Source organism: Novosphingobium fluoreni, from assembly GCF_014196615.1.
GTDB lineage: Bacteria > Pseudomonadota > Alphaproteobacteria > Sphingomonadales > Sphingomonadaceae > Novosphingobium > Novosphingobium fluoreni.
In genome coordinates this window covers 33,049-59,546 of record NZ_JACIDY010000009.1, presented here as the reverse complement: position 1 = coordinate 59,546, position 26,498 = coordinate 33,049, and the positions used below count along the sequence as shown (strand labels likewise).

17 protein-coding genes, 1 tRNA gene and 1 pseudogene are annotated in these 26,498 nt (G+C 65.1%); 6 read left to right on the top strand and 13 right to left on the bottom strand.

Going from position 1 to position 26,498, the window contains the following annotated elements; genetic code table 11:
• The first annotated feature begins 6 nt into the window (after nucleotides 1-6).
• The 3 genes from hisC to GGR39_RS15355 all read left to right on the top strand — a co-directional run bounded on the left by hisC (nucleotide 7) and on the right by GGR39_RS15355 (nucleotide 2,932).
• Nucleotides 7-1,119 carry a histidinol-phosphate transaminase gene (gene hisC / locus GGR39_RS15365; protein WP_183618274.1) on the top strand — a complete coding sequence of 371 codons (1,113 nt, stop codon included), beginning with the start codon at nucleotides 7-9 and terminating at the stop codon, nucleotides 1,117-1,119.
• 32 nt (nucleotides 1,120-1,151) lie between these two features.
• Entirely contained in the window at nucleotides 1,152-2,072 is a 921-nt protein-coding gene (locus GGR39_RS15360) for a prephenate/arogenate dehydrogenase family protein (protein ID WP_183618272.1), read from the top strand.
• 83 nt (nucleotides 2,073-2,155) lie between these two features.
• Nucleotides 2,156-2,932, top strand: a complete 777-nt coding sequence (locus GGR39_RS15355; protein WP_183618270.1) for a transglutaminase-like domain-containing protein — start codon at nucleotides 2,156-2,158, stop codon at nucleotides 2,930-2,932.
• Here GGR39_RS15355 and GGR39_RS15350 read toward each other — a convergent pair.
• Genes GGR39_RS15350 through ftsE form a run of 4 tightly spaced genes read right to left on the bottom strand, consistent with a single transcriptional unit; the run spans nucleotide 2,913 to nucleotide 5,836 of the window.
• Nucleotides 2,913-3,629: a lysophospholipid acyltransferase family protein gene (locus tag GGR39_RS15350; RefSeq protein ID WP_183618561.1), complete on the bottom strand. Its 717-nt coding sequence runs from the start codon at nucleotides 3,627-3,629 to the stop codon at nucleotides 2,913-2,915. The genes GGR39_RS15355 and GGR39_RS15350 overlap by 20 nt on opposite strands.
• Nucleotides 3,629-4,171, bottom strand: coding sequence for a YdcF family protein (locus GGR39_RS15345; RefSeq protein ID WP_183618268.1), 543 nt, complete (start codon nucleotides 4,169-4,171; stop codon nucleotides 3,629-3,631). The genes GGR39_RS15350 and GGR39_RS15345 overlap by 1 nt, the downstream gene beginning before the upstream one ends.
• A gap of 10 nt (nucleotides 4,172-4,181) precedes the next feature.
• Complete coding sequence (locus GGR39_RS15340; RefSeq protein ID WP_183618266.1) at nucleotides 4,182-5,120, bottom strand: cell division protein FtsX; 939 nt, start codon at nucleotides 5,118-5,120, stop codon at nucleotides 4,182-4,184.
• The gene (gene ftsE, locus GGR39_RS15335; protein WP_058735773.1) at nucleotides 5,117-5,836 is read right to left on the bottom strand and encodes a cell division ATP-binding protein FtsE; all 720 of its coding nucleotides are present in this window, start codon (nucleotides 5,834-5,836) and stop codon (nucleotides 5,117-5,119) included. Before ftsE ends, GGR39_RS15340 begins: the two co-directional genes overlap by 4 nt.
• A 213-nt stretch (nucleotides 5,837-6,049) precedes the next feature.
• Between ftsE and GGR39_RS15330 the strand changes: the two genes are divergently transcribed.
• Both GGR39_RS15330 and GGR39_RS15325 read left to right on the top strand, forming a co-directional pair.
• Entirely contained in the window at nucleotides 6,050-6,814 is a 765-nt protein-coding gene (locus tag GGR39_RS15330) for an MJ0042-type zinc finger domain-containing protein (protein WP_183618264.1), read from the top strand.
• A 106-nt stretch (nucleotides 6,815-6,920) separates the two neighbouring features.
• A tRNA-Leu gene (locus GGR39_RS15325) sits at nucleotides 6,921-7,007 on the top strand.
• A gap of 107 nt (nucleotides 7,008-7,114) precedes the next feature.
• Here the strand turns inward: GGR39_RS15325 and GGR39_RS15320 are convergent.
• The 4 genes from GGR39_RS15320 to GGR39_RS15305 all read right to left on the bottom strand — a co-directional run bounded on the left by GGR39_RS15320 (nucleotide 7,115) and on the right by GGR39_RS15305 (nucleotide 10,861).
• The gene (locus GGR39_RS15320) at nucleotides 7,115-8,155 is read right to left on the bottom strand and encodes a sensor histidine kinase (RefSeq protein ID WP_183618262.1); all 1,041 of its coding nucleotides are present in this window, start codon (nucleotides 8,153-8,155) and stop codon (nucleotides 7,115-7,117) included.
• Nucleotides 8,152-8,598 (bottom strand): response regulator, encoded by a 447-nt coding sequence (locus tag GGR39_RS15315; RefSeq protein WP_058735775.1) that lies wholly within the window; start codon nucleotides 8,596-8,598, stop codon nucleotides 8,152-8,154. Before GGR39_RS15315 ends, GGR39_RS15320 begins: the two co-directional genes overlap by 4 nt.
• Nucleotides 8,595-10,082 (bottom strand): sensor histidine kinase, encoded by a 1,488-nt coding sequence (locus tag GGR39_RS15310; RefSeq protein ID WP_288486046.1) that lies wholly within the window; start codon nucleotides 10,080-10,082, stop codon nucleotides 8,595-8,597. The genes GGR39_RS15315 and GGR39_RS15310 overlap by 4 nt, the downstream gene beginning before the upstream one ends.
• A 77-nt stretch (nucleotides 10,083-10,159) precedes the next feature.
• Complete coding sequence (locus GGR39_RS15305; protein ID WP_183618260.1) at nucleotides 10,160-10,861, bottom strand: glutamine amidotransferase; 702 nt, start codon at nucleotides 10,859-10,861, stop codon at nucleotides 10,160-10,162.
• A 174-nt stretch (nucleotides 10,862-11,035) separates the two neighbouring features.
• Between GGR39_RS15305 and GGR39_RS15300 the strand changes: the two genes are divergently transcribed.
• Nucleotides 11,036-11,845, top strand: coding sequence for a ferredoxin--NADP reductase (locus tag GGR39_RS15300; RefSeq protein WP_058735778.1), 810 nt, complete (start codon nucleotides 11,036-11,038; stop codon nucleotides 11,843-11,845).
• 51 nt (nucleotides 11,846-11,896) lie between these two features.
• Here the strand turns inward: GGR39_RS15300 and GGR39_RS15295 are convergent, their stop codons facing one another.
• From GGR39_RS15295 to GGR39_RS17600, 5 genes and pseudogenes are all read right to left on the bottom strand, one after another.
• On the bottom strand, nucleotides 11,897-13,108 hold the full coding sequence (locus GGR39_RS15295; protein ID WP_183618258.1) for an HlyD family type I secretion periplasmic adaptor subunit: 1,212 nt from the start codon (nucleotides 13,106-13,108) through the stop codon (nucleotides 11,897-11,899).
• Nucleotides 13,105-15,264 carry a type I secretion system permease/ATPase gene (locus GGR39_RS15290; RefSeq protein WP_183618256.1) on the bottom strand — a complete coding sequence of 720 codons (2,160 nt, stop codon included), beginning with the start codon at nucleotides 15,262-15,264 and terminating at the stop codon, nucleotides 13,105-13,107. Before GGR39_RS15290 ends, GGR39_RS15295 begins: the two co-directional genes overlap by 4 nt.
• On the bottom strand, nucleotides 15,257-16,606 hold the full coding sequence (locus GGR39_RS15285) for a TolC family protein (RefSeq protein ID WP_343055906.1): 1,350 nt from the start codon (nucleotides 16,604-16,606) through the stop codon (nucleotides 15,257-15,259). Before GGR39_RS15285 ends, GGR39_RS15290 begins: the two co-directional genes overlap by 8 nt.
• Nucleotides 16,607-16,684: 78 nt before the next feature.
• Nucleotides 16,685-26,263, bottom strand: a complete 9,579-nt coding sequence (locus GGR39_RS15280; protein WP_343055905.1) for an Ig-like domain-containing protein — start codon at nucleotides 26,261-26,263, stop codon at nucleotides 16,685-16,687.
• 51 nt (nucleotides 26,264-26,314) lie between these two features.
• Nucleotides 26,315-26,455, bottom strand: a pseudogene (locus tag GGR39_RS17600) (Ig-like domain-containing protein); the annotation flags it as partial.
• Nucleotides 26,456-26,498 lie beyond the last annotated feature (43 nt).

Genomic DNA, 26,498 nt, shown 5'->3' with positions numbered 1-26,498 from the left:
CCGGTCATGACCGATACGCCCACTCGCCGCCGCGCTCCGGAACCCAAGTCCTGGATCGAGGCTATCCATGCCTATGTCCCGGGCAAATCGACCGGCGCGGACGGACGGCCCCTGATCAAGCTTTCCGCCAACGAGAATCCGCTGGGCACCAGCCCGCGGGCGATCGCAGCCAAGGCGCAGGCACCTTCGCTTTATCCGGACCCCGACAGCAAGGCCTTGCGGGCCAAGCTGGGCGAGATGCATGGGATCGATCCCGCCCGGATCGTGATGGGCACCGGTTCTGACGAACTGCTGAACCTCGCCGCGCAGGGCTATGCCGGACCGGGCGACGAAGTGATCTATGTTCGCTATGGCTTCTCGGTCTATGATATCGCCGCCCGCCGCTGCGGCGCGACGCCGATCGTCGCGCCCGACAAGGACTATGGCACCGATGTCGACGCGCTGCTGGCGCTGGTGACGGAGCGGACGCGGGTCGTGTTCATCGCCAACCCCAACAACCCGACCGGCTCCTATCTGCCCAAGGGCGAGATCGCGCGGCTGCATGCCGCCCTGCCCGCCGACGTGGTACTGGTGATCGACCAGGCCTACGGCGAATACGTGGCGCCCGCCGACGAGGATGGCGCGCTGGCGCTGGCGCTGGCGCATGAGAACGTGCTGGTCACTCGCACCTTTTCGAAAGCCTATGGCCTCGCGGGCGAGCGGATAGGCTGGGCCACCGGCGCGCCGGGCCTGGTCGCCACGCTGAACCGTATTCGCGGCCCGTTCAACGTCTCGGGCACCGGTCAGGCGATGGCGGTCGCCGCGCTGGAAGACACCGCCTTCATCCAGCGCAGCCATGATCACAACCTGGCGGAGCGCGGGCGATTTGTTGCAGCCATCGAATCTATGGGCAACCATGGGCTGCGTGCCCTGCCAAGCGAGGCGAACTTCGTCCTAGTCCTGTTCGACGGCACGCTTACCGCCGAAGCGGCCTTTAACGGCTTGGCAGAGCGCGGCTACATCGTGCGCTGGCTACCGGGACAGGGTCTGCCGCAGGCCTTGCGCTTCACCATCGGCAAGAGCGAGGACATGGATGCGATCCTGAACGGCCTGCGCGAAATGGCCGAGGCCGCGAAGTGAAGCGGCCGGGCGCGAGAGGGGCTCAACGGGGCATGAGCTTCCAACACGTCGCCATTATCGGCCTGGGCCTGCAAGGCGGCTCGATCGGCCTGGCGGTCCAAGCTTGCCTGCCCGGCGTGATCACCACCGGATATGACCGCGATCCCGCCACCCGCGCCCGCGCGGCGGAACGGCGGCTGGTGCAGACGGTTTGCGAAACCGCCTCGGAGGCGGTGGCGGGCTGCGATCTGGTCATCTTCTGCGTGCCCCTGGGCGCGATGGGCATGGCGGCGGAAAAGGTGCGCGAAGCCCTGCCCGCTCACGCACTGGTCAGCGACGTCGGTTCCAGCAAGCAGGTGGTGGCCAAGGCGCTGGCAGAGGCGTTGCCCGGCCACACCGTCATCCCCGCGCACCCCGTGGCCGGCACCGAGAACTCCGGCGCGGATGCCGGGTTTGCCGAACTGTTCCGCAACCGCTGGTGCATCGTCACACCCCCGCCCCAGACCAACTTGGTCAAGCTTTCAGAACTGGTGGCGTTCTGGGAAGCGCTGGGCGCGAACGTGGAAATCATGGACCCGGAGCACCACGATCTGGTGCTGGCCGTGACCAGCCACTTGCCGCACTTGATCGCCTATACCATCGTCGGCACCGCATCCGATCTGGAGGAAGTGACCCAGTCCGAGGTCATTAAGTATTCCGCCGGTGGTTTCCGGGATTTCACCCGCATCGCCGCGTCCGACCCCACGATGTGGCGAGACGTATTTCTGTCCAACAAGGATGCTGTGCTGACGATGCTGCAGCGTTTCACCGAGGACCTGACCGCGCTGCAGCGGGCGATCCGCATTGGCGATGGCGAGACGCTGTTCAATCACTTCGCCCGCACCCGCGCGACGCGCCGCTCCATCATCGAGGAAGGGCAGGACGATGCCCGGCCCGATTTCGGACGGGCGGACCACAGTTCGGCCGCAGACTGAATTCACCTTCGGGCAACCGGACCCATTCCTCCTTTTCAAAGGTTTGAGGCAGGTCAGCCTCACGCCCAAGGTGCCTCCTTTCCATGAAACTCGCGATCTCGACCGAACTTGATTACGACGTTCCGGAAGATGCCGACCTGCTGCTGCAGCTGGAAGCCGCCATCATCCCGGAGCAGCGCGTGATCAGCGCCCATATCGACCTGCCACCGGTCCAGCACTTCGCCCGCATCCCGGGTCATGACACCATCGGCGATCGCCTATGGGTGCGCATGCAGGGCCATCTGAGGGTCCGCTACAACGCCGTGGTCGAGATCAACCGGCTCACCGCCGACATTGCGAGCCTGCGGGCGGTTCCGCCGCATCGCCTGCCAGGTGAGACGATCGAGTACATACTCCCCTCGCGTTATTGCGATTCCGATGAGTTCCAGCCGATCGTCGCCGAACTGTTCGGCCATCTGGACGGTGGGGCGCGGATCGCCGCGATGCAGGACTGGATCTATCGCCACATCACGTACGAGGCGGGCAGCTCCACCTCATCCACGGAGGCGATGGACACCTATAACGGTCGCCGGGGAGTCTGCCGCGATTTTGCGCACCTGATGATCACAATGGCCCGCGCCAGTGCGATTCCGGCGCGGTTCTGCAGCGTCTACGGCCTGGGCGTGGAACCACAAGACTTCCATGCGGTGGCCGAGGTGTTCCTGGACAACACCTGGTACATGGTCGACGCCACCGGCATGTCGAGCCCTGATATGATGGCCAAGATCGGCGTCGGGCGCGATGCCGCCGACGTGTCGTTCCTCACCAGCTTCGGCGACGTCCAATACCGCAACCAGTCGGTCAAGGTGTTCCCGGCCTGATTGCCGTCTGGGGGTTCAATGCGTTGATCGCCGCGGTCACCCGCTGCTCGATTTCGTCGCGCTTAAGGCCGGTCGGGATGGTCTCGCCCACGCGAACGGTGATGGTGCCGGGCCTTTTCCACCAGCGGTGATAGAGCGGACCGCTGTCCACCGCGATCGGCACCACGGGCAATCCCAGCAGCTTGTAGAGCCCGGCAAAGCCCGCGCCGAGCGGCGGTGCGGTGTCGTGCGGAACCCGCGTGCCTTCCGGGAAAATCGCCAGCACCCGCCCCTCGGCCACCAGCTTGCGCGCTTCAACCAGCATCGCACGCAGGGCCTTTGCGCCGTTGTCACGTTCCACGCCGATCAGGCCATAAGCGCTGGCCGCCTGGCCCCACAGCGGGATGCGCAAAAGTTCGGCCTTGGCGATGACGGCGGGCAGCGGTAGCAGATTGGGCAAGTCGATCGCTTCGAAGAAGCTCTCATGCTTAATAGCCACCAGGAAATGAGACTGGGGGAGATCGCCTTCGATCACGACGCGAATCCCCAGTAACCAGCGCGTGCAGAGCCGGTGATAGCGAGACCAGTCACGCACCGCCGTCTGGAACCCGCTCCGACTAAAGGGGAGCGCCGCCAGCGAGGCCAGCACATAACCCAGCGTCCCGATGTAGAAGATCAGGTAGAACACCAGGCTGCGCAGCACGTGGACAACCCGCATCATGCCCCCCGCCACTTCTGCCAGGTATCGATCACGTAGCGCGCCAGCAGCTTGTGATATTCCAGGAACAAGACCTCCAGCGAGGGGTGGCTGCGAACCGCATCGCGCAGCATTACCGTGCCGGACGGCAGTTCGCGACCCAGTTCATAGGCGGCGCGGCGCATATGCCAGTCCGTAGTGACGAGGCGAACGGTGCGGGCCTTGCTGGCCTTGAGCCAGTTCGCCGCCTCCACCGCGTTGGAGCGCGTGTCGAACGCACGGTAGCCCAGCGTGACGCAGCAACGCATCAATGGCGCGGGCACCTCGTATTCGCGCATGAATTCGCGCGGCAGAACTTCGGGATCGACGCCGGACACCAGCAGGCGCGGGGCCAGCCCACGGCGGACCACGTTCAGCGCATGGGGGATGCGCCCGGGCCCACCGGTGAGCACGATCACAGCGTCAGTCCGCTCCATCCCGGCGGGACGCGGCAGGGACACGGCAAACCATAGGAAGCCGAAAAGCCAGATCAGGAGCAGGAAGGCGGCGATGCGGCGAAACATGGAATGCTACTTATAGCATCTTGCGCAAGGCATGCATCACCGTCAGTCGGGCAGTGATCATCGCCAGCGCGGTCGCCAGCAGCGGCACGAGCACCAGCAGCAGCCAATCGCTCCACACTAGCGCCCCGCTGCTGACCAGTCCGGCGCTTAGCCCAGCGAACCGGCGGCCCAGGACCACGATCACAATCCCCGCCAGCAGCAGCCCGACCAGCCCACCGCCCGCCGCGTCCACACCCAGCGAGCGCTGGAACACCCGGGCGATCTGCGCGTCCGTACCTCCTAGCAAGTGGACGATCTCGATCGTATCGCGGTTGGCCCCCAGCGCCGAACGGGCCGCGAGCAGCACGGCAGCCGAAAGCGCCATGGCCAGCAACGCCACCAGCACCAGCGCCAACCATTGCAACGAGACGATCGCATCGAACACCGGCTTCAGCCACTCCGCTTGCGCGTCCACCCGCGCGGACGGGGCCGCGGGCGCCAGCGCGCGGCGAATCGCGGCGATACGCTCGGGCGTCGCCGCCTGCTTCAGGCGCACGTCGATCAGCGCGGGCACGGGCACGCCGATGCCGGCCGTCACATCCACGCCGCCGCCCAGCCAGGGCGATACCAGCGCGTCAAGTTCTTCCTGCGGTACCAGGCGCATGCTGGCGATCGCCGATTCGCCCTTCAGCGCGTCCAGCGCACGAGCTGCTTCCTGCTGGCGCACGTCTTCGCGCGGCTCCACCACTTGCACCGTCACGCCGCCGGAAATCTCCGCAGTCGCGCTTGTCACCGTGTTGCCAAGGGCGAGCCCTGCGGCCAGCGCGATCGCCGTCATCGCCACCATGATCGCGATCACCCACGGCATCGGTCCGGACAAGCGCGCTTGCGGCACGAACTTCGCCTCGGCCCCGGCGAACAACCGCCGCCCCCGGGCAATCCCGGCATTCTTGCGAGCGCGCGCCTTCATGCGGGCGTCCTGGGGGGATAGCGCAAGGCCCCGGTCGGGTCCGATAATCGACCCTTGTCCAGCCGCATGATCAGGGCGCTGGGCACCTTACGCAGCAGCTGCATGTCGTGCGTCGCGACCACAATGGTCGTGCCCTGGCGGTTCAACAATTCGAACAATCGGATCAGCTTCAGGCCCATGTCGGGGTCGACGTTGCCCGTCGGCTCGTCCGCCACCAGCATGTCGGGCCGTGCGATCACGGCGCGCGCGATGGCGATGCGCTGCTGCTCTCCGCCCGAGAGCGCGGCGGGAAACGCCGTCTTGCGATCGGCCAGCCCCACCCACTCCAGGATATCGCCCACCGGCCCGGCGATATCACGCTCGCTGAAGCCCGCCACCCGCAGCGGCAGGGCCACGTTGTCGAACGCGGACAAATGCGGCACCAGCCGGAAATCCTGGAACACCACGCCGATCCGGCGGCGCAAGGCGGGCAGACCGCTGCGCGGCATCGTGATCGCGTCCTTGCCGAACATGCGCACCACCCCGCGTGAAGGGCGCTGGGCAAGGTACAGCAGGCGCAGCAGCGAGGTCTTCCCCGCTCCGCTCGCCCCGGTTAGAAAATAAAAAGTGCCACCAAACAGCGTGAACGACAGATCGCTCAACACCTCGCGATCATGGTCGTAGCGCAGGCCGACGTTGTCGAAATGAACGATTTCGCTCTCAGCCTTGCCCGTCATCGCTTCGTCTTACGCTCCATCGCGGCGACTGCGGTAGGCGCTAAACCGGGGCGCAGGCAAGACGAACGACGCATCCGGTAGCAATCGGTTACGCATCTCTCCCGATCAACATGGGTGCAACAAGCGATGAATGTGGAAAAAATCGCTTCCGAGCGTGATCAAGACGGTCACCGGCTTGTCGCAAACGCAAGTCCCGTGTCTAGTCGCCTGACCATGATCATCGCCTGCCCTGCCTGCGCCACGCGCTATGCGGTCCCGGACAGCGCAATCGGCGTCGAAGGGCGCACGGTCCGTTGCGCCAAATGCCGCCACAGCTGGTTCCAGGACGGACCGGCACTGGAAGGCGCGTCTGCGGGCGTTGCCGCAGCATCGGCGCCGGAAAGCCCGTTGCCAGAGCCTGCAGCCACCGTGGCTGACGGGCCTGCAGACGTTGCGCCCCCGGCCGAAGCGGCAGCTTCCCCGCGGCCCAATCGGTACGACGATACCAGTACCAGCCAGTTTTCAGACGAAGGCCCGTCCCGCTTCGATTTTGCGCCACCGTTCCGCCCCCGGCGCAACTGGGCAAAGATCGGCATGGCCGCCGCCATCGTCTTTGCCGTGGTGACGCTTGGTCTGGCAGGCGTGGTCGCCTGGGCTGGCCTGCCCGATTGGGTGCCGGTCGCCCGTCCCACGTTCGCCCAGGCGCAGCAGGACCTGACGCTGGATTTCCCGCCCAAGCGACAGGATCGACGCACCCTGCCCAACGGCACGGAGTATTTCGGAGCCAGCGGCACCGTCAGCAACATCGGACGGGAAACGCGTTACGTCCCCACGATCCTGATCGTGCTGCGCGATGCGCGCGATCGGATCGTCTACAGCTGGGAAGTCGTCCCGCCCAAGCGCCAGCTGGCCCCTGGGGAGACGATCACCATCAACGAGGCGGTGACGGATGTGCCCAAGTCCGCCAAATCGGCTGAGATCGGCTGGAAGCCTTCCTGATTTCTCCTTGGTGATAAAACAATCGCCATCGCCCTTGCCGGGGACGGATCGCTTTGCTAATGGCGCGCTCCTGCCCCGGAACGGCTTCGGCCAACCCGGTGATTTAGCGGTCATGGCGGAATTGGTAGACGCGCAACGTTGAGGTCGTTGTGGGCGAAAGCCCGTGGAAGTTCGAGTCTTCTTGACCGCACCAGCAGTTTCACGAAACAGTATAGAACCTTGCCTTCGGGCACCCGTGATGATCGTTGGGATACGCTGGTTCTGCGTGTGCCTCTAAGCCATCCGCTACGAAGCGCCCGCTTAGTGCAGTGGCGCGCGCAGTGTGGCGCGCAGGCCCGGATTGGCGCCCTGATAGCTGACTTCCGCCCGAAGCGTCGAAGCCATTGCGCCCACGATCTTGGAACCCAGCCCGGTGCCTTTCACAAGCCCCGATTGTGGCGGACCACAGCCGTCATCCTCCACCACCAGGCAATAGCTTTCCGGTGTATCCGCATGGAGCCGCACCCGCACCGCACCGCCGACTTCGGGCTGGTAAGCGTATTTGCAGGCGTTGGTGACCAATTCGTTCACCACTACCCCCAGCGCCACCGCGCGGTCGGTAGCGAGCTGCAAGGGCTCTGCAACCAGCGTGATATTGCGCGGTGCGGTAGGTGTGGACCAGGTTTCGCCCAGTTCCGCCACCAGCGAACCCAGATAATCCGCCATGTCGACCGTCTCCACGCTATCCGACGTGTAGAGGCGGCGGTGGACTTGCGCGATCGCGGCCACGCGGCGCTCGGTGTCGGCCAAGGCGGCGAAGGCAGCCTTGTCCGTCACCAGCCGCGCCTGCATGCCGACAAGCGCGGAAACCAACTGCAGACTGTTCGCGACGCGGTGATTCACTTCCTTCAGCAGGGATTGCAAACGGTCATTCGCCGCCCGCAACTGCTGTTCGCTGGAAGCATGCTCGCGCCGCAGGCGAACATTCGCCAAGGCTTGATCCACCGCTTCCACCAGAAGGTCGAAATAGTCGGCATCTGCGGTCTTCACCACATAGTCCATCGCGCCCGCCTTCAGCGCGGCGACGGCCAACCGGCTTTCATCCGAACCGGTCACATAGATGACCGGCGGCGCCGGATCGAGCGCCTGCAAGTCCCGCAGCGTCTCCAGCCCGTCCTTGCCGGGCATGTAGTGATCCACAGCCACCAGATCGAACGCCCGGTCGCGCGCCGCCGCGATGCCCTCATCGCCACTGGCCGCCGTGGTGACCATATAGCCGCGCCGCTCCAGCGCCCGCTGTGTCAACCGTCGCAGGCCTTCGTCATCGTCGATGTAGAGTATCGCGGCCCGGTTGTCGGTCATGAAGCTTCCGGATCGGGGACCTGGATGACGGACAGGAACAGTCCTAATTGCTTGATAGCGTCCGCGAAGCTTTCATAATTCACTGGCTTGGTGATATAGACGTTGCAGCCCAGATCGTAGCAGCGCTGGATTTCTACCTTGTCGTCGGTGGTGGTCAGCACCACGACGGGCGCGCGCTTGAGCGGGCTGTTCTCGGCCTTGATGCGCGCCAGGATGTCAGTGCCGCTCATGTCCGGCAAGTTCAGGTCCAGCAGGATCAGCGACGGTCCATTGTGCACCGGCCCATTGGGGTCCTCGTACAGAAAGTGCAGCGCCGACGTGCCGTCGAGGAAATGGTGCACCGTGTTGCTGATCCCGGCGCGGCGGATATTCTTCTCGATCAGACGGGCGTGGCCTTCGTCATCCTCGATCATCACGATGTTGACCGCGCGTTCCGTCGTCATGCTAACCGTTCCTTGTCACCCTCGTACCGGGCCGGCAAATCTATGGTGAACGTCGCCCCCTCGCCCAGTTGCGACGTGACGCCGATCGTTCCGCCCAGCCGATAAGCCAATGTCCGCACATGCGCCAGCCCGATCCCTTCACCTTGCTGGTCCTGCACGCCAGAGCGCCGGAACAGATCGAAGATCCGCTCATGATCGCGCGGGTCGATACCGCGGCCATTGTCCTGGATCCGAATGCGGATGCGGCCAGCGGCTTCCTCCGCCAAGATCGCGATCTGGCCGGGACGAGAGGGCTGCAGATATTTCAGCGCATTTTCCACCAGGTTCGAAACCACTTGCTCCAATGCCAGCCGATCGGTGAAGATCGTGGGCATGTCCGGCTGGACGGTGATCTGCGCCCCGCGCTCATCCACCAGATGTCGGATACCATCGACGATGCCTTCGGCCAGCGGCGTCAACGGCACATCATCGGGGGCGATGTTGCGCCGCCCTTCGCGTGATAGGCGCAGGATGGCGTTGATCAGCCGGTCCATCTTCTGCGTCGAGGCACGAATGAAGCCGAGTGCTTCGGGCAAGTCTTCCTTCACCGCCAGCCGGGCATCGGCGGACACGAGCGCGGGGTTGGTGGCCTCCACCTGCTCCAGCAACTGCGAGAGCGGGCGCAAAGCCGCCTCCAGCTCGGACGTGAAGCCCATCACGTTAACCAAGGGGGCACGTAAATCGTGGCTGACGATGTAGGCGAAGCGCTGAATCTCGTCGTTGGCGCGCTGCAAGTCCTCTGTTCGAACGCGCACCGCACCTTCCAGATTGGTGTTGAGCGCGCGCAATTCGTCACGGGTGTGGGAAAGATCGCGCGTGTAGCGAACGATGATCAGGATCGATGCTCCGCCAACGAACAACAGCAGCACGCCCGCGACACCCAGAATCGCATAAAACATGCGCAACGTAGCCTGCTGAGCCTCCGCCCGATCCTTCATCAAACCACGCTCTTCCGCGAGCATGCGGTTGGCCAAGGCGATCAGCCGGATCGCGGTCTGTTGCCGGGCCAATTCGTCCAGATGCGCCGTCTCGTCACCGCGCAACGCCTCGCGGTATTGCGTATCCAGCACGTTCGCTTCGCCGCGCAGTTCGCGCACATTGGCCTGTTGCACGATGTTGTCTTGGGTCAGCCGTTCCGCACTGGCGATCTCCGCGTCGAGATGCCGCCGCGCCGCGTCATAGGCCGCCGCGCCGCCCGCGCGGCCCAGCAACATGCCGCGCCTGGCGCTGCGCATCTCTTCCAGTGACAGACGGATGCCGCTGACGTGCCGCTCCACCATGTAGGTGTGATTGACCCAGCGAGTGTGCTCCTCGCTGCGCAGCATCACCAGCAGCGCACCGATCCCGGCGACCAGGACCGCTAGAAATCCAAGGCCCACCAACGTCACGACGATGCGTGCGAAGGAGCGCTCGGCCACGAGGCCCCATTGGCGAATACTGTTCACGCTGCCCGCCCTAGCACCGTCACATCAAAGGTAAAATGCCCGGTGTTGAGGAATGGCGTCAGCCTAAGGAAGAAAGATCAATCAAGTTCGCGCAGCCACTGCGCGATCATCGCCTGCCCCGCCGCGACCGCGCCCGGCCCCAGACGATCATGATCGGCGCGCAGGCTGGCTTCGTCTCCGCCCGCCTCCACCACGGCCCCGGGCCATTGTCCCAGCCAATCGTCAAAACGCGGATCCAGTCCCATCTCGGCATGGAACTGCAGCGCCAGGATATTGCGCCCTCGGCGGAACGCCTGGTGGTCGTAGACGTGGCTGGACGCCAGCAGTTCGACATCGGCGGGCAATGTGAACGTATCGCCGTGCCAATGCAGCACCGGTACATCGATCAGATGACGCAACGGCCCGTCCTGCGCGGTGCCCAGGATAGTCACCGGGTGAAAGCCCACTTCCTTGGCCGGCCCGGCATAGACCTCAGCCCCTAGGGCGGCGGCGATCATCTGCGCGCCAAAGCAGACGCCCAGCGTGGGCCGCCCCGCTTCCAGTCGCTGCGCCAGTTTCTCCAGCTGGATGGTGATCCAGGGATAGCTGTCCTGCTCATAAACGCCCATCGGGCCACCCATCATGATGAGCAGATCATACCGGCACAGGTCGAGATCGGGAAACGCGGGGTCCGCCACGTCGATGCGATCGACCTGGTAGCCCGCCGCCTCGATAGGTTCGCGATAGGCGGCAACACCCTCGTAGGGCACGTGACGGATGATGAGCGCGGTCTTAGCCATAAGCCGGCATCATGAAAGAACGCGCCAGCCGGTTCAAGCGCAGGATGTCTTCCCCCGCCAGACATGCCCTCGCTTGACCAATGCGGCAAATACGCCGATAACCGATTAATGAGATTGACTCGCATTATCTAACAAGTGCATTTTTTCTGCAGGAGGTTCGAGGATCGAAGCATGATGAGTGATCGCAAGCTCGCGCTGGCTGCCCATGCCCCTTCCACGCTGAGCGTGGAGGAAGTCACGCGGGTGCATCATTGGAACGACCACCTTTTCAGCTTCGCGATCTCTCGCCCGCCATCCTTCCGTTTCCGCTCTGGTGAGTTCGTGATGATCGGGCTGCCCGGCGATGGTCGGCCGCTGCTGCGCGCCTATTCGATCGCCAGTCCCTCGTGGGCGGAGGAACTGGAGTTCCTATCGATCAAGGTACCCGATGGGCCGCTGACATCGCGCCTGCAGCAGGTGGAGCCGGGCGATCCGGTGTTCCTGGGCCGCAAACCCACCGGCACGCTGGTCGCCGATGCGCTGCTGCCTGGGCGCAGGTTGTTCCTTTTCTCCACCGGCACCGGGCTGGCCCCGTTCCTGTCCCTTGCTCGCGATCCCGACATCTACGAACGGTTCGGCCAGATCGTGATCGTCCACTGCGTCCGCTCTGCCGACGATCTGGCCTATCGCGGCGAATTGGAGAGTCATCTGGCGGACGATCCTCTGGTGCAGGAGCAGGCCCTGCTGCAACTCACCTATGTGCCCACGGTGACGCGGCAGGCGTTTCACACCATCGGCCGGATCGGTACGCTGATCGACAGCGGACGACTGTTCCAGGGCCTGGGCGGTGAGCGGCGGCTCGACCCGATGACTGACCGGGTGATGCTGTGCGGCAGCATGGAAATGATCCGCGACTTAACTGCGATGCTGGTCGACACCGGCTTTCGCGAGGGGTCCAACGCCCATCCCGGTGACTTCGTAATCGAACGCGCATTCGTAGGGTGATCGTTTTTTCGTAGGACTATGCCACCCAACCCCACCCCGTCGGCTTTGAACCTACTTTTCCCTCATCGCCTCGTTCGCTTTGTTGATCGGCTTCATCAAGTATTGCAGCACCGTCTTGCTGCCGGTCTTGATCTCCACGGTCGAAACCATGCCGGGCATGATCGCGTATTCCCGTCCGTTCTTGGCATGCAGCGTCGACCGGTTGGTGCGCACGTAGACGCGATAATACACTTGATCGCGGTGCACCTCGTCCTGCAGTGTGTCGGGTGAAATGCGATCCACGGTCCCGGCCAAGGTGCCGTAGATCGAAGGATCGTAGGCCGTGATCTTTACGGTCGCGGGTTGGCCGGGCCGCAGGAAGGCGATGTCGCGCGGCGACATGCGCGTCTCGATCAGCAGGTTCTTTTCCAGCGGCACGATCTCCATCAGCGAACCGCCCGGCTGGATCACGCCGCCAATCGTGGTGACTTCCAAGTTCTTGACGATGCCGCGCACCGGACTGGTCAGCACGGTGCGATCAAGTTGGTCACGCCGCCCGCCGACTACCTGGACGACTTGATCCAACTCGGCCTTGGCCTTGGCGTAATCGTTGCTGGCATCGATGACGTACTGGTTGCGCAGGGAATCCAGCTTGGCCTGAATCTCGTTCTCTTGCCGGCGCAGCTGGATGATCTCCACCTGGTTCGCCGCGCCCAGTTCCACCAGAGGCTCCGTCATCGCCAGTTGCCGTCGCGTAAGGGCCAGCGATTCACGCATGCTGGCGGTGGCGACCTGCAGGTTCTGGCGGCGCGATCGCATCAGCTCCATCTCGCGCCCGACGAGGCCAGGCATTTCGCGAACGGCGGCGGAGAATTGCGGGGTGCCGCCGTTGATCTCTGCCTCCAGCCGGGCGGCGGTTGCCTCCAGTGAGCGGGCCTTGGCCTCCGCCTCGCCCAGCATCGAGCTGAACCTGGCCCGGTCCAGCGTCGCCAGCTTCTGCCCGGGGCGGACGATATCGCCTTCGCGCACGAAGATGCCGTTGACGATGCCGCCTTCCAGGCTTTGGATAATCTGCGACCGGGAAGGCGGCGTTACCTTGCCGCTGCCCACCGCCACTTCGTCCAGCACGCCGAAGTAGCTCCACACCAGGAAGGCGAGGATGCCGACGGACAGGATCGGGATGATGCGCAGGCGGCCAAAGGTCTTGACCCAGCGGCTATCATCCCCGGTGGGCAGAGCATCCAGCAGTCCGACCGAGCGCGTCGCGGGTGATACCGTGCTCATGCCCGCTTCTCCTGCACCGGCGTAGGTCCGGACAAGGCCCGCATGACCTGCTCCTTGGGTCCGTCCAGGGCGATCCGCCCCTTGTCGATCACGACGATGCGGTCGACCAGTTCCAGAAGGCCCGGGCGATTGGTGGTGATTACCAGCGTGCGCTTGCCCAGCCAGTTGCCCAGATTGGCGACCAGCGACCTTTCGCTGATATCATCCAGCGGGGCCGAAGGCTCATCCAGCAGCAGGACGTTGCCGTTGCGCAGCAACGCGCGCGCCAGCAGCAGAGTCTGGCGCTGGCCACCCGAAAGCCCCACACCGCCTTCCTGCAGCAGCAAGTCCATGCCTTGCGGCTGGCTTTGCACCAGGCCCAACCCGCCAGTGACCGCCAGCGCGTGCAGGATCTGCTCGTCGCTGACACCGGGGGAGCCAATCGTCAGGTTTTCACGCACGGTGCCCAGGAACAGCTGCGCACCCTGCCCCAGGTACGCCGTGTCCCGCCGCACATCGAGCGGGTTGATCAACGACAGACTGGTGCCATCCAACAGCAGTTCGCCGGACGTCGGCAGCGACAGGCCGGACAGCAGCCTGAGCAGCGTGGACTTGCCCGCGCCGATCCGTCCCAGCAGCGCCACCCGCTCACCCGCGCGGATCGACAGCCGCTCCACCTTCAAAGCCAGCGGCGCTTCCTCGTCATAGGAATACGTGAGGTCCTTGATCTCGTAATTGCCGCTGAGCGCCGCGCGGCGCAGCATCCCGCGTTCGGGATCGTGATCGACCGGTTTACCGAACAAGTCGTTCAGGCCGGTGAGGGCGATCTTGGCGTTCTGCCATCGCGTGAAGATGCTGCCGAACGGCACGAACAGCACCAGCGCGCGGCTTGTCAGGATGGAGCAGGCGATCAGCGCTCCCATTGTCATGTTGCCGTCCATCACTTGGAACGCCCCGGCGACCACCACGGCGGTGTAGGCCAGCTGTTGCAAGGTCTGCGTCCAGTTGACGAACAATGCCGAGAAGAAGCGCTGCTCAGCACCGACGCGGCTTCCGGCCAGCGTCAGCCGTTCCCACAGCGACTGGAAGCGCGCCTCGGACTGCGAAGCCTTGATCTCGTCAATCCGCTCGATCGATTCCACCAGGATTGCGTTGCGCAGCGCACCCTCGCGCATGCCCTCGGTAGCGAGGCGGGCCAGCGGGCGCTGCAGGATCAGACCGGGCAGCAGGATCAGCAGCGCGGCCACGATCAGCACCCAGGTTAGCGATCCGGCCAGGAAGGCGAAAAGCACCAGGAACAGCACGATGAACGGCAGATCGATGAGCGCGCCGATCGTGGTGGACGTCAGCATCTCGCGGATCTGCTCGATATCGCGCAATTGCGATATCAGCGCCCCGGTAGATCGGGGCCGCGCATCGTTGCGGATGTCCAGCGCGCGGGCAAAGACGCGGGAGGAGATTTCCAGATCGGCGCGGCGGCCGATGCGGTCCACCAATTGCACCCGCGCGGTGCGCAGCGTCAATTCAAGGAACAGCGCCATGCCCGTGCCCAGTGCCAGCACCCACAGCGTGGGCACCGATTGCGCGGGCACCACGCGGTCCCACACCTGCATCGCGAACAGCGAGGTGGCGAATGTCAGCAGGTTGCCGAAGACGGACCCCAGCATGATTTCGCCATAGCCGCGCCGATCCGCCATGATGATGTCCCACAGCCAGGAGCGCGTGGGCGCGCGCAGGAATTCGTCCAGGCGGGCGTCACGCGATCGGGTGGACATCGGCTCCACCAGGGCAACCCGGCCAGTGGTCCGCTGCCGAAAGGCGTCCAGCGCGATCTCCACCGGACTGTCAGCGCCCAGACCCGCCATCGTGGCGCGTACGCTGTCGGCATCGCGGGCATGAACTATGGCTGCGCCGCCTTCCAGCTCGAACACCGCCGGCAGCATCAGTTCGGGAACCTCGTCGATCGCCAGCCGCACGATCTGGACCTCCAGCCCGGACAGCCGGGCCGCATTGATCAGCGCCTTGTCGCGGTCCTGCCCCTCCGACCAGTAAAGCCGCGCATCCAATTCCTGCGCGCCGACCGGCACGCCCTTTAGCGCGCCCAGGCTAGCGACAGCGGCGATCCAACCAGTCTGTTGCGCGGTAGGGGCGAAAACGGTCGCGGTATCGTCAGCCATCGATTTCGTCTTCCGTTAGCAATCGTGCAGGCAAGCCTAGGGAGGGTCGCAACCGGCCACACAAATTCTCGAACCGCACGCGGGCGGACATCACGTCGTAATCGGCACCGATCCGGGCGCTGGCGGCACGATAGACCTCAAGCTGAGTGTTCAGCAGTTCCGTCAGCGTGCGCTTGCCCAGCTTGTATTCCTCGAAGAAGATCTTGCTGGCAGTGATGGCCTGCTCTTCCTGTCGGGAGTACGCGGAGATGCGTTGCTGCCCGGCGCGGATTTCCTGGCGGGCCGAAAGCGCCTTGCCACGCGCGTCCAGAACGGTGGTGTCATGGACCGCCGCCGCCGCGCGGCGATCCTCCTGCGCGGCTTCGACCAGATAGCGGCTGCTGCGGCGATAGAGGTCTCCGCTGACAGTCACCATCGCGTTGAAGGCGTTGTCGCGCGTGTTGTAGGTATAGTTGTTGCGAGTGTAGCCCATTTGCAGGCCCAGCCGGGGATAGCGCTCCGCCTTGGCTTGTCCGATCTTGGAAGTGGCGGCTTTCTCTGCCTCCTGCGCTGCCAGAACGGAGGGCAGTCTCTCATAATCCGGCTCCTCGTCACCGGTCTCGAACCGGGAGATCAGGGGCTTGGGATCGTCATAAGCCTGCGGTAGCGCGCCGATAAGGTTCAACAGGCGCGATTGCGCCACGGTGTAGGCAGTCTCCGCTTGGATCGCCTCACCCCTAGCGGACTCCACCCGGACATCGGCCAGCATCAGATCGGACTTGTCCGAAACCCCGGCGTTGACGCGGGCACCGATCAGGAAGCGCAAGTGATCCAGCTCCGCCACCTGGTTCGCCGCGGCGGTGGAGAGCAGTTCGAAGCGCTTCACTTCCAGGAATGCCAGCGCGCTTTGTTCGGCCAGCTGATCGGCCACGCTTTCCAATTCGTATCCACGCTGACGCGTGGTGGACCGCGCCGCGCCGATCTCTCCCTTGGAGCGGCCAAAGTCCCACACCTGCTGTTGCAGGAAAACGCTGGGGCCCGCCATGTTCTGGTTCAGGGCGGAGTTGTTGCGGCTGGAGAACATGTTGGGGCCCAGGTTCGCCTGATAGCCGGCCTGCGGCATCCACACGGACCGGGCCGCGCCCAGATCCGCCTTGCCACGCGCCAGGGCCGCGTTGGCGCGCGCGATCTCAGGATGGCGGGACAACGTACGGACAACTGCGTCTGCCAGGTCGATCCGGCCGATACGGGGGTCCCCCGGCCGCACGATATCGCCGGAGATCGTGGGCGGAGCGACCGCTGCCGGTTGCTCTTGCCCATGCGCTGTCGCCACAAGCACTCCCGGGGCGACGATTATCGCCACCGGGCCCCTCCACCATCGCAACGCCATTCACTCCCCGATTTTTACGGCGTCTTTTGTTGTCTCGCGTAGTGCTGCCGGTCAGACGACCGCCAGCACCGCGTGATCTACGTAGATGTCCGTCGTGCCCAGAACGTAGTGGTTGTACGCCTCTCCATTGATCAGCGACTGGCCCTGCAGCACGGCCCCCGTCATCGTCACAGTATCGTTGCCGTCACCGTTGATGGTCAGGGTTTGATTGGCATCCGTGGCCCGCAGGACACCCGCCTCGGTCAAGGTGATCTGGCGGCCGGCATCGCCGGTGCCCAGATCGATCGCCTCGATGTTGCGGATGTTGCTCACAAGGTCGAGGTTGAGCACCGGGCCTGTTCCGGTGTCGATCAGCAATGTGTCCGTTCCGGTTCCACCGTCGATCAAAACATCGTTGCTATCGTACACCAGGGTATCATTTCCGGCACCGCCGTTGAGGGTATCGGCTCCCGCACCGCCCCGCAGGAAGTCGTTGCCGTCACCACCGTTCAGCGTGTCGTTCCCGCCATGGCCATAGAGTCTGTCGTTCCCGATAATGCCGTTCAGCGTATTGGCACCAGCATCACCTTCGAAAAGGTTCGGCGAGCCGCTGGAATTCAGCAAGCTGAGATCGAGCAACGTACCGGTGAGCGAAGTGCTGGTTAGATTGGTGGTGTCGGTCGCTGAAATCGAGGTCGAGTTGAGGACATCGAGGCTGGCGAGCGGCAGGTTCTGCTGGAAATGCACCGTCGCCAGCAGCTCGTTTGCGGCCAGGTTGTCGATCGGGCCGCCGTTGATGGCGCTGATCGTCAACGTCGAAGTCGGAGCGACAAGGCCCAGGACACCGGCGTTGTTGGTGATGGCGATCTGCAGGCCCAGTTCCGCCGCCACCGCCGCGGAAGCGGTCAGCGTGTAGGCCCCCAAGCCCAAGCCCAGCGCCGGGGCATAGCGGACCTGCAACGACCGGAGGTTGTTGTTGGGATCCACCGCTGTCAGCGATTGAGTGCTGAGATCGATCAGATTGAGCGCTTCCACACCCACCAGACCCAGCAGCGAGGTTCCGCTCGCCTGAACCAGTGGAGCCTGCTGCGTGATCGCGGTGATCGCCAGGGACTGGCTGGCAGTGCTGCCGATATTGCCCGCCGTATCGATCAGCCGTGCACCCACGGTATGGCTGCCCACCGAAAGGTTGCCAGCACCGTAGAACCAGCTTGTACCCGAAACCGTGGCATTCACCCAGGTTCCGCCGTCGATCTGGACCTGCAGCTGCTCCCCGGCGCCCAGCCCCGCGCCCAGCGTGCCGCTGATGATCGGGCTGGTATCCTGCGTGCTCCAATCACCCACCGCACCCGTGTCCGTGGTCAGGGTGGTAATCGCGATACCCTGCGCAGGCGCGACCGTATCCAGCAGCAGCCCATAGGCATTGGATGGCAGGCTGGCATTGCCGGCCGGATCGACGGTGGTGGCGGTGAAGCTGTGCGCACCGGCGGCGATGGCCGTTGCCGGGGTGAAGCTCCATGCGCCCAGGGCATTGCTGGTGGTGCTGCCAATGACCAGGCCATTGTCATAGATCACCAATGTCGTGTTGGCAGGCCCCGTGCCGTTGATCTGCGGCAGTGCATCGTTGGAAATGCCGCCGCTCAGGATGATGCCTGTGTTGGGCGCCACATCGTCCACAACGCTGGTTATAATTGGTACAACCGGAGCGGTTGTATCTACCGTGACGGTGAATGCCGCGGACGCCCCGCCCGGGTTGCCCGCCGCGTCAGTCGCCGTAGCGGTGAAGCTGTAGGTTCCTTCCACCAGCGGCGTTCCGGGGGTGAAGCTCCAGTTGCCGGTTGCGTCCGCCTGGGTGGTGCCGATGGCAATGCCATTTGCAAACACCGTCAGCGTAGCGCCTGCTTCGCTTGTCCCGCGCAGCAATGGCAAGGTGTCGTTGGTGACGCCGCCGCTGCTTACCGGGCCCTGCACCGTGCCGACGTCATCCGTCAGGCTGGTGATCGCCGGAGCCGAGGGCGCGATCGTATCCACCCGCACCGCAAACGGCGTGGAGGCCGGGCCCTGGTTGCCTGCGCTATCCGTGGCGCGAACGGTGAAGCTGTGCGCCCCCTCCGTCAGTGCCGTCGACGGGGTGAAGGTCCAGGCGCCCAGGGCACTGGCAGTGACGGAGCCGATCGGCGCGCCATTGTCGAACACCACGACGGTGGCGTTGGCCTCGGCATTGCCGGAAAGCGTTGGCAACGTGTCGTTGGTCGCCCCGCCATTGGTGAGCGCGCCCACCGCGGGCAACACATCGTCCAACACGGCCGTAATCGTGGCAGCCGCCGGGGCGACCGTATCGACGATGACGGTATAGGCGTTCGATACGGCGCTAAGATTGCCCGCGACATCCCGCACGGTAGCGGTAAAGATGTGCGGCCCATCCGGCAACTGTGACGGCGGGGTGAAGCTCCAGGTGCCGGTACCGCTGGCGACCACAGTGCCCAGCAAGGCCCCGTCGCTGAAGATCGAGACGGTGCCGTTCGCCTCCGCCGTGCCAGAGAGCAGCGGCGCGCCATCATCGGTGAACGCGCCGGACGTGAGCAGACCCTGCACGGTGCCCACATCATCTGCGGCGTTGATAATCACCGGCGCATTGGGTGCGGCGATGTCGACCGTCAGGTTGAACGCTGCCGTCGGCGCGCTCTGGTTGCCCACCGCATCGGTGGCGGTGATGGTGATGGCATGAGCACCGGCGGAAAGCGGCGTCGTGGGCGTGAAGGTCCACCCCCCAAGCGCCCCGGCGACGGTGGTGCCGATCTGCACGCCATTGTCGAACACCGTGACGGTCGCGTTGGCTTCCGCCGTGCCCGAAAGGCGCGGTGTGCCATCGTCTGTAAACGCTCCGGAGATCAACGGGCCGACGATCGTGCCGACATCATCGATTACGCTGGCCAGCGTCGGCACGGGTGGCGCGGTGACGTCGACCGAGATCGCATAGGCGGATGAGGGGAAGCTGGGCACTCCGGCGGCGTTGGTCGCCACCGCCGTGAACACGTGCGCTCCGCCCAGCAGCGGCGTGGTGGGCGTGAACGTCCAGTTGCCGGATGCATCCGCCGTGGTCGTGCCGATCTGGCCCAGGCCATCGAACACCGCGACAGTGACGTTCGCCGCCGCCGTGCCGTTGATCGTGGGGAGAGCATCGTTGGTGGCCCCGCCGTTGCCGATATTGCCGGTGATCGTGCCAACGTCGTCCAGCACCGTGGTGATGACCGGGATGGCCGGCGCTCCGGTAGCGACGGTCAGCGTATAGGCCGCCGATGGCGTGCTGATATTGCCAACTTCATCCGTGGCGATGACGGTGAAGCTGTGCGCGCCGTTGCCAATCGCGGCAGGCGGCGTGAAGCTCCACGTGCCAAGGAGCGACGCCGTCGTGGTGCCCAGCAGCGTTGCGCCGTCAAAGATCGAGACGGTGGAGTTGGCCTCGGCAAAGCCCGTCAGGGTGGGCGTGGTGTCATCCGTCACCCCGCCGTTCAGCACCGGACCGATCACGGAGCCCACGTCGTCCAGCGCCGCGGTGATCAGCGGCTGCGGCGGAGCAAGCCGGTCGATCGTCTGCGCCGTCGGGAACGACTGGTTGCCCGCCGCGTCTGAGGCCGATGCGATCACGATCGTGCCGTCGGTCAGCGGCGTGACGGGGGTGTACGTCCAGGTGCCCGCGCCATTGGCCTGCACCGTGGTGTCCACCGTGCCGTTGCCATCGAGATCGAGCGAGACGATGGCATTCGCCTCCGCCGTGCCGCTCAGGACCGCGCCGTTGCTGGGGGCGATAGTCGGCACACCGGGCGCGATCGTATCGACGGTGAAGGTTGCCGGTGCGCTGTTGATGCTGCTCAGCAACCCATCCGTCGCCGTGGCGGAGATGGCGTGCGGGCCGTCGAACAGTGGCAGCAGCGGTGTCAGGCTCCAGTTGCCCAAGATGTCGCTGGTGGTGGTGCCTATCAGCGTAGCGCCGTCAAACACGTTGATGATGACAAACTGATCGGCCGTGCCAGATATCTGCGGCAGGATATCGTTGGTGAACCCGCCGTTCGGGACATTGCCGGTGACCGTACCGAAGTTATCGAACACGGTGGTGACGGTGGGGATCGCCGGGGGGCTGCCCGCCAGTGGATCAACAACTGTAACACCTGGCAGCGAAGCATTGCCCGCTGCATCGGTTGCAATAGCATTGACGGTGATGAGCGGAGGGAGCGGCGTCTGCAGCGTCACGCTGAATTGGCCAAGCGCGTTCGCCGTGGTGGTGGCGACCGGCGTGGGGGAACCAAACGCGAAGATCTGCACCGTGCTGCCAGCCTCTGCGAGGCCGCTGACCACGGTACCATCCGTAGGATTGAGGATCGGAACAAGCGGCGCGACGATATCGAAATTCGCCGAATAGCCGCCGGACTGCGCACTTTCGAGCCCTGCGCCATAGCTGGCCGAAACCGTGAAGGTATGGGTTCCGGGCAGCACCAAGGGGTTGAACGTGAAATCGCCGTTGATGTCGGCCTGGGTGGTGATCGGCTGCGGTACGCCATCGATATAGAGCGTGATGATCGCGCCCGCTTGGGCGGTGCCCGTGATGGTGGGCACCAGGTCGTTGGTCGCCCCGCCCGGCAAGACCGGGCCGGTTTGCGGCGCAGCATCATCGGCTATGTTGACGATCGTCGGCACCGGCGGGGCGGAGGTGGCAACCGTGAAGTCGAACGGCGCGGTGGCCGGGCCGACGTTGCCCGCTGCGTCCGTCGCGGTGACGGTGATGCTGTGCGGGCCATCGGGCAGAGCCGTGGTGGGAGTGAAGGTCCACTCGCCCAGCGCATTGGCCTGGGTGGTGCCGATAGGCACACCGTTGTCCAGGATCGTTACCGTACTGTCCGGCTCGGCCGTACCCGTGAAATCGGGCTGAGCGTCGTTTGTGACACCATTCGGCAGGACCGGCGCGATGATGGGCGCCTGATCGTCGTCCACGGTGACCAACACCGGTGCCAGCGGCGCGACCTGGTCCACCAGAACCGCCGTCGGCAACGAGGTATTGCCCGCCGCATCGGTGGCGGTGACGGCAATCGGCGTGCCATCGCCCGGTACGGTGGGGAAGGTGTAGCTCCAGTTGCCCGCCTGGTCGGCGGTCACGGTGGTGGGTATGCCGCCCACGCCGATCTGGATCGAAACCGTGCTGAGCGGCTCTGCCGTCCCGGTCAGATCACCCTGCCCATTCGTGGCGTTGACTACCGGAGCACCCGGAGGCGTGGCGTCGATCGAAAAGGCATAAGGCGCCGATACTGGGCTGGGATTGCCCAGCGGATTCACCGCGCTGACAGTGATACTTTGCGCGCCTTCCAGCAGCACCGGAGTAAAGCTCCACGCCCCCCCGCCGTCTGCCAGGGCAACGCCCACCAATCCCCCGTTATTGAAGATCGAGACGACCGCGTTGGCATCGGCGGTGCCGCTGATCGTGGGGGTGAGGTCGTTGGTAAGACCACCTTGTGCGACCGGCCCTGTCAATGCCTGCGCATCATCGAGGACCTGCGTGATCACCGGTGTGGCCGGTGCCGTGGTGTCCACAGTCAGCGTGAAGGGCAACGAGGCGGGCCCGGTGTTCCCGGCAACGTTGGTGGCCGTCGCAGTCAGGTCGTGCGGTCCGTCACCCAGCGCCGTGGTGGGCGTGAAGCTCCATGCGCCAAGACCATCGGCAACCGTGGTGCCCAGCAGGTTCGTCCCATCGAACACCGAGATCGTGGCGTTGGCCGGGCCGGTCCCGCTGATCGCGGGTGCGGCATCGTCCGTCGTGCCGCCGGGCAGGACAAAGCCCTGCAGCGTCCCGGCATCGTCGAAAACGGTGACAATGACAGGCGCGGGCGGCGTGATGGCGTCCACATTGACGGTGTAGGACGCGGACACGGGGCCGATATTGCCCAGTGCATCTTCGGCGACCGCCGTGAACACGTGGGGGCCGTTCAGCAATGGCAGCGTTACCGGCAGGGTCCAGGCGCCAAGGTTATCGGCGCTGGTCTGGCCCAACGGCAGGCCATTATCGAACACGGTCACCAATGCGCCCGGCTCTGCGGTGCCGCCGATCACCGGCAGCGCATCATCGGTACCCCCACCATTAGCGACATTGCCCGTCAGCGCGCCGACATCGTCAAGCACCGTGGTGATGACCGGCGCCAGCGGCGGGGTCTGGTCGATGATGATGGTATCGCTGCCAGAGGTATTGCCGGCCTCGTCGGTCGCGGTGACGATCACCGCCACGCCGTTCGGCAACTGGATGGCCGGCGTATAGCTCCAGTTCCCCAACGCATCAGCCGTGGTCGTATCATCGACCACGCCATCGCCATTAAGGTCGAGGTTGATCGTGGCGTTGGCTTCCGCCGTGCCGGTCAGCACGTCACCCAGGCTGGGCGCAACGATCGGCGCATCGGGCGCGATGGTGTCCACTTCCAGCGTGAAGACGGCGGAAGCCGGTCCGGTATTGCCCGCCGCATCCGTGGCCGTGGCCGTAAAGACGTGCGGTCCTTCGCTCAGCGCGGCGCCGGGCGTGAACGTCCAGTCGCCGAATGCGTCGGCCGCTGCGCTGCCGATAGGCGCATTGTTGTCGAAGATCGTCACCGTCGTGTTCGGCTCGGCAGAGCCCGAAAGCACCGGCACCACATCATCGGTGACGCTGCCCGAACCCAGCGTGCCCAGGATCGAGCCGGCATTGTCCAACGCCGCAGTGATTACCGGCGCGGCCGGGGCCAGCGTATCGATGGTGATGACGAACCCGGCGGACACGCCGCTGGATACGCCCGCCGGGCTCAGCGCCTCAGCCGTGAAAGTATAGGTTCCGTCCAGCAGCGCCGCACCGGGCGTGAAGCTCCACGCCCCCAGACCGTCCGCCGTCACGCTCGTGATCGGAACGCCATCCTGATAGATGACGACAGTGGCATTCGCGCCCGCCGTGCCCGAAAGCGTTGGGGTGGCGTCATCCGTGCCCAGACCGCTGCCCAGCACACCCTGGATCACGCCGACATTGTCGACCGCGGCCACGATCGTCGGTATAGCCGGGACGGCTGTGTCAATCATGATCGTATAAGGCGCGGACGGTGGGCTGGTGTTTCCGGCCGGATCGGTAGCGGTGATAGTAAAGGTGTTGCCGCCCTGGCCCAGAGCCGTCGTTGGCGTAAACGCCCAATCACCCGCGCCGTCAGCCGTGGTCGAGCCGATCAAGGTACCATTGCTGAACACGTTGACGGTGGCATTGCCTTCTGCCGTGCCGCTCAACGTCGGTGTGGTATCGTCCGAGGCCGCCCCATTGGCGACTGCCCCCAGGATCGCCCCGACGTTATCGATCACGGTGGTAATCGCCGGAGCCGTTGGCGCGATCGTATCCACCGTCAGCAGGAACGGCGTAGACGGTGCGCTGACATTGCCCAGCGTGTCCGTCGCGGTGATGGTCAGGCTATGGCTGCCCTGCGCCAGCGGAATGCCCGGTGTGAAGCTCCATGTGCCACCGGCGTCGGCAGTGACGGTGCCGAGCAACGTGAGCCCGTCATAGACCGAAATGGTGGCGTTGCCCTCAGTCGTGCCCGATAGCGTGGGCTGGCTGTCGTCCGTGACCGAGCCACTCACCAGCACACCGATGTTGACGCCCACGTCATCCAGGACAAGCGTGATCGTCGGCGGGACCGGCGCTTGTGCGTCCACCGTAATCGTGCCGGAGGGCGAGATATTGCCCGCCGCGTCGGTCGCCGTCGCGCTCACGATCACGCCGTTAGGCACTGGCAGCAGCGGCGTGAAGGTCCAGGCACCGGTGGTCGCATCGGCAGGCACGATGCCGTCCACGATGCCATCGTTGCCGATATCGACGGCCACGGTCGTGCCGGGCTCGGCGGTACCGCTGATCGTGATCCCGTTGGTCGGGTTCACCACCGGCGCTCCGGGCAGGATCGTGTCGACGATCAGATCAAACGCGACTGTCGGCTGGCTTTCGTTGCCAACGGCATCGGTCGTCGTCGCCGTCAGGCTATGCGGCCCTTCACTCAGCGCCGCTGGCGGCGTGAACGTCCAGATGCCCAAGGCACTGGCGTTCGTCGTTCCCAGCAGAACGCCATTGTCGTAAACGGAAACCAGGACATTCGCTTCGGCTATACCGGAAAGTTGGGGCTGCGCATCGTTGGTGGAACCGCCGCTCAGCAGCGGGCCCTGGACCGGATTGATGTCGTCCACCACCAGCAGCAAGGTCGGCACTGGCGGCGGCGTGGTGTCGAGCGAGGTATCGATGGTCGTAGTGCCGGGCGCAGAGGTGTTGCCAGCGACATCGACTGCCACCACGCTCACCAGCGTATTGTCCGCCAGCGGCGGCACGAAGGTGACGGTCCAGTCTCCGTTCTGGCCTGCCGTCACGGTGGCGTCGGGGGTGCCGTCGCCGTTGGTGTCGATCGCAACAGTAGCACCCGCTTCTGCCGTGCCGGACAAGGTGATCCCGTCGCTCGGATTGACGACAGGCGCGGCAGGCGCGGTCACGTCCACGGTTACGCCGAAAGGCGCAGTCGGCGCGCTGACATTGCCGGCCGCGTCGGTTGCGGTGATGGTCAGGCTATGCGCACCCTCAGGCAACGCAGGCGTGGTGAAGGTCCAGTTGCCGGTCGCGTCCGCCAGGACCGTGCCCAGTAGAGTCGTACCGTCGAACAAGCTGACCGTGGCGTTCGCCTCGGCCGTGCCGGCCAGAGTCAGCGTAGGATCGTTCGTGATCCCGCCCGAAACCACAGTGGTGGGGCCGCCGGGCACATCGTCCGTCACACTGATCAGGATCGGGGTCAGCGGAACGCTGGCGTCGACAACCGTCGAAGCCGGAAGCGAAGTATTACCCGCCGCGTCCGTAGCCGTTGCGGTAACGGTGGTGCCATCGCTTACGGGTGCGCCGGGGGTGAAGGTCCAGTTGCCCGAGCCGTCGGCCTGTGTGGTGCCATCGCTGGTGCCGTCGCCGTTGAGGTCGATCGAGACGGTGGAGCCGGGCTCTGCGGTGCCGGTGATCGTCGTGCCGTTGCTGGGTGCGATGACCGGGACGGCGGGGGCAAGGGTGTCGACGGTGAAGGTAAACGGCGCGGAGGCCACACCCTCTCGGCCACCGGCATCGGTGGCAGTGAAGGTCACGTTGTGCGCGCCTTCGGCCAGGGCGGTGCCCGGCGTAAAGCTCCAGGTGCCGTCAGCGGCGACGGTGGCGGTGCCGATCTGCACGCCGTTATCGAACACCTTGATGGTCGAACCCGCCTCGGCCGTGCCGCTGAAGGAGGGCTGCGTGTCGTTGGTGGAGCCGCCATTGCCGATCTGGCCCAACACCGGTGCGATATCGTCCGCCACCGCATTGACCACGGGGGCAGGCGGCGCGGTCAGGTCCAGCGTCGCCTGGGTCGGCGGGCTGACATTGCCCGCCGCATCGCGCGCGGTGACGATCACGGTCGTACCGTCCGTCAGCGGCGTGGCAGGCGTGTAGGTCCAAGTGCCGTCAGCCCCGGCGGTGACGGTGGCATCAGGCGTGCCATCGCCATTAAGGTCGATCACGACGGTAGAGCCGGCCTCGGCCGCCCCCGTCAGCACCGTGCCATCGCCCAGGTTCAACGTAGGTGCAGCAGGCGCCTGCGCGTCGACCACGACAGAACCGGCGGGCGAAGCATTCCCGGCGGTATCGGTAGCCGTTGCGGTGACGGTGGTGCCGTCGCTTAAGGGCGCGCCGGGGGTGAAGGTCCAGTTGCCCGAACCATCGGCCTGTGTGGTGCCGTCGCTGGTGCCATCGCCGTTGAGGTCGATCGAGACGGTGGAGCCGGGCTCTGCGGTGCCGGTGATCGTCGTGCCGTTGCTGGGCGCGATGACCGGGGCGGCGGGGGCA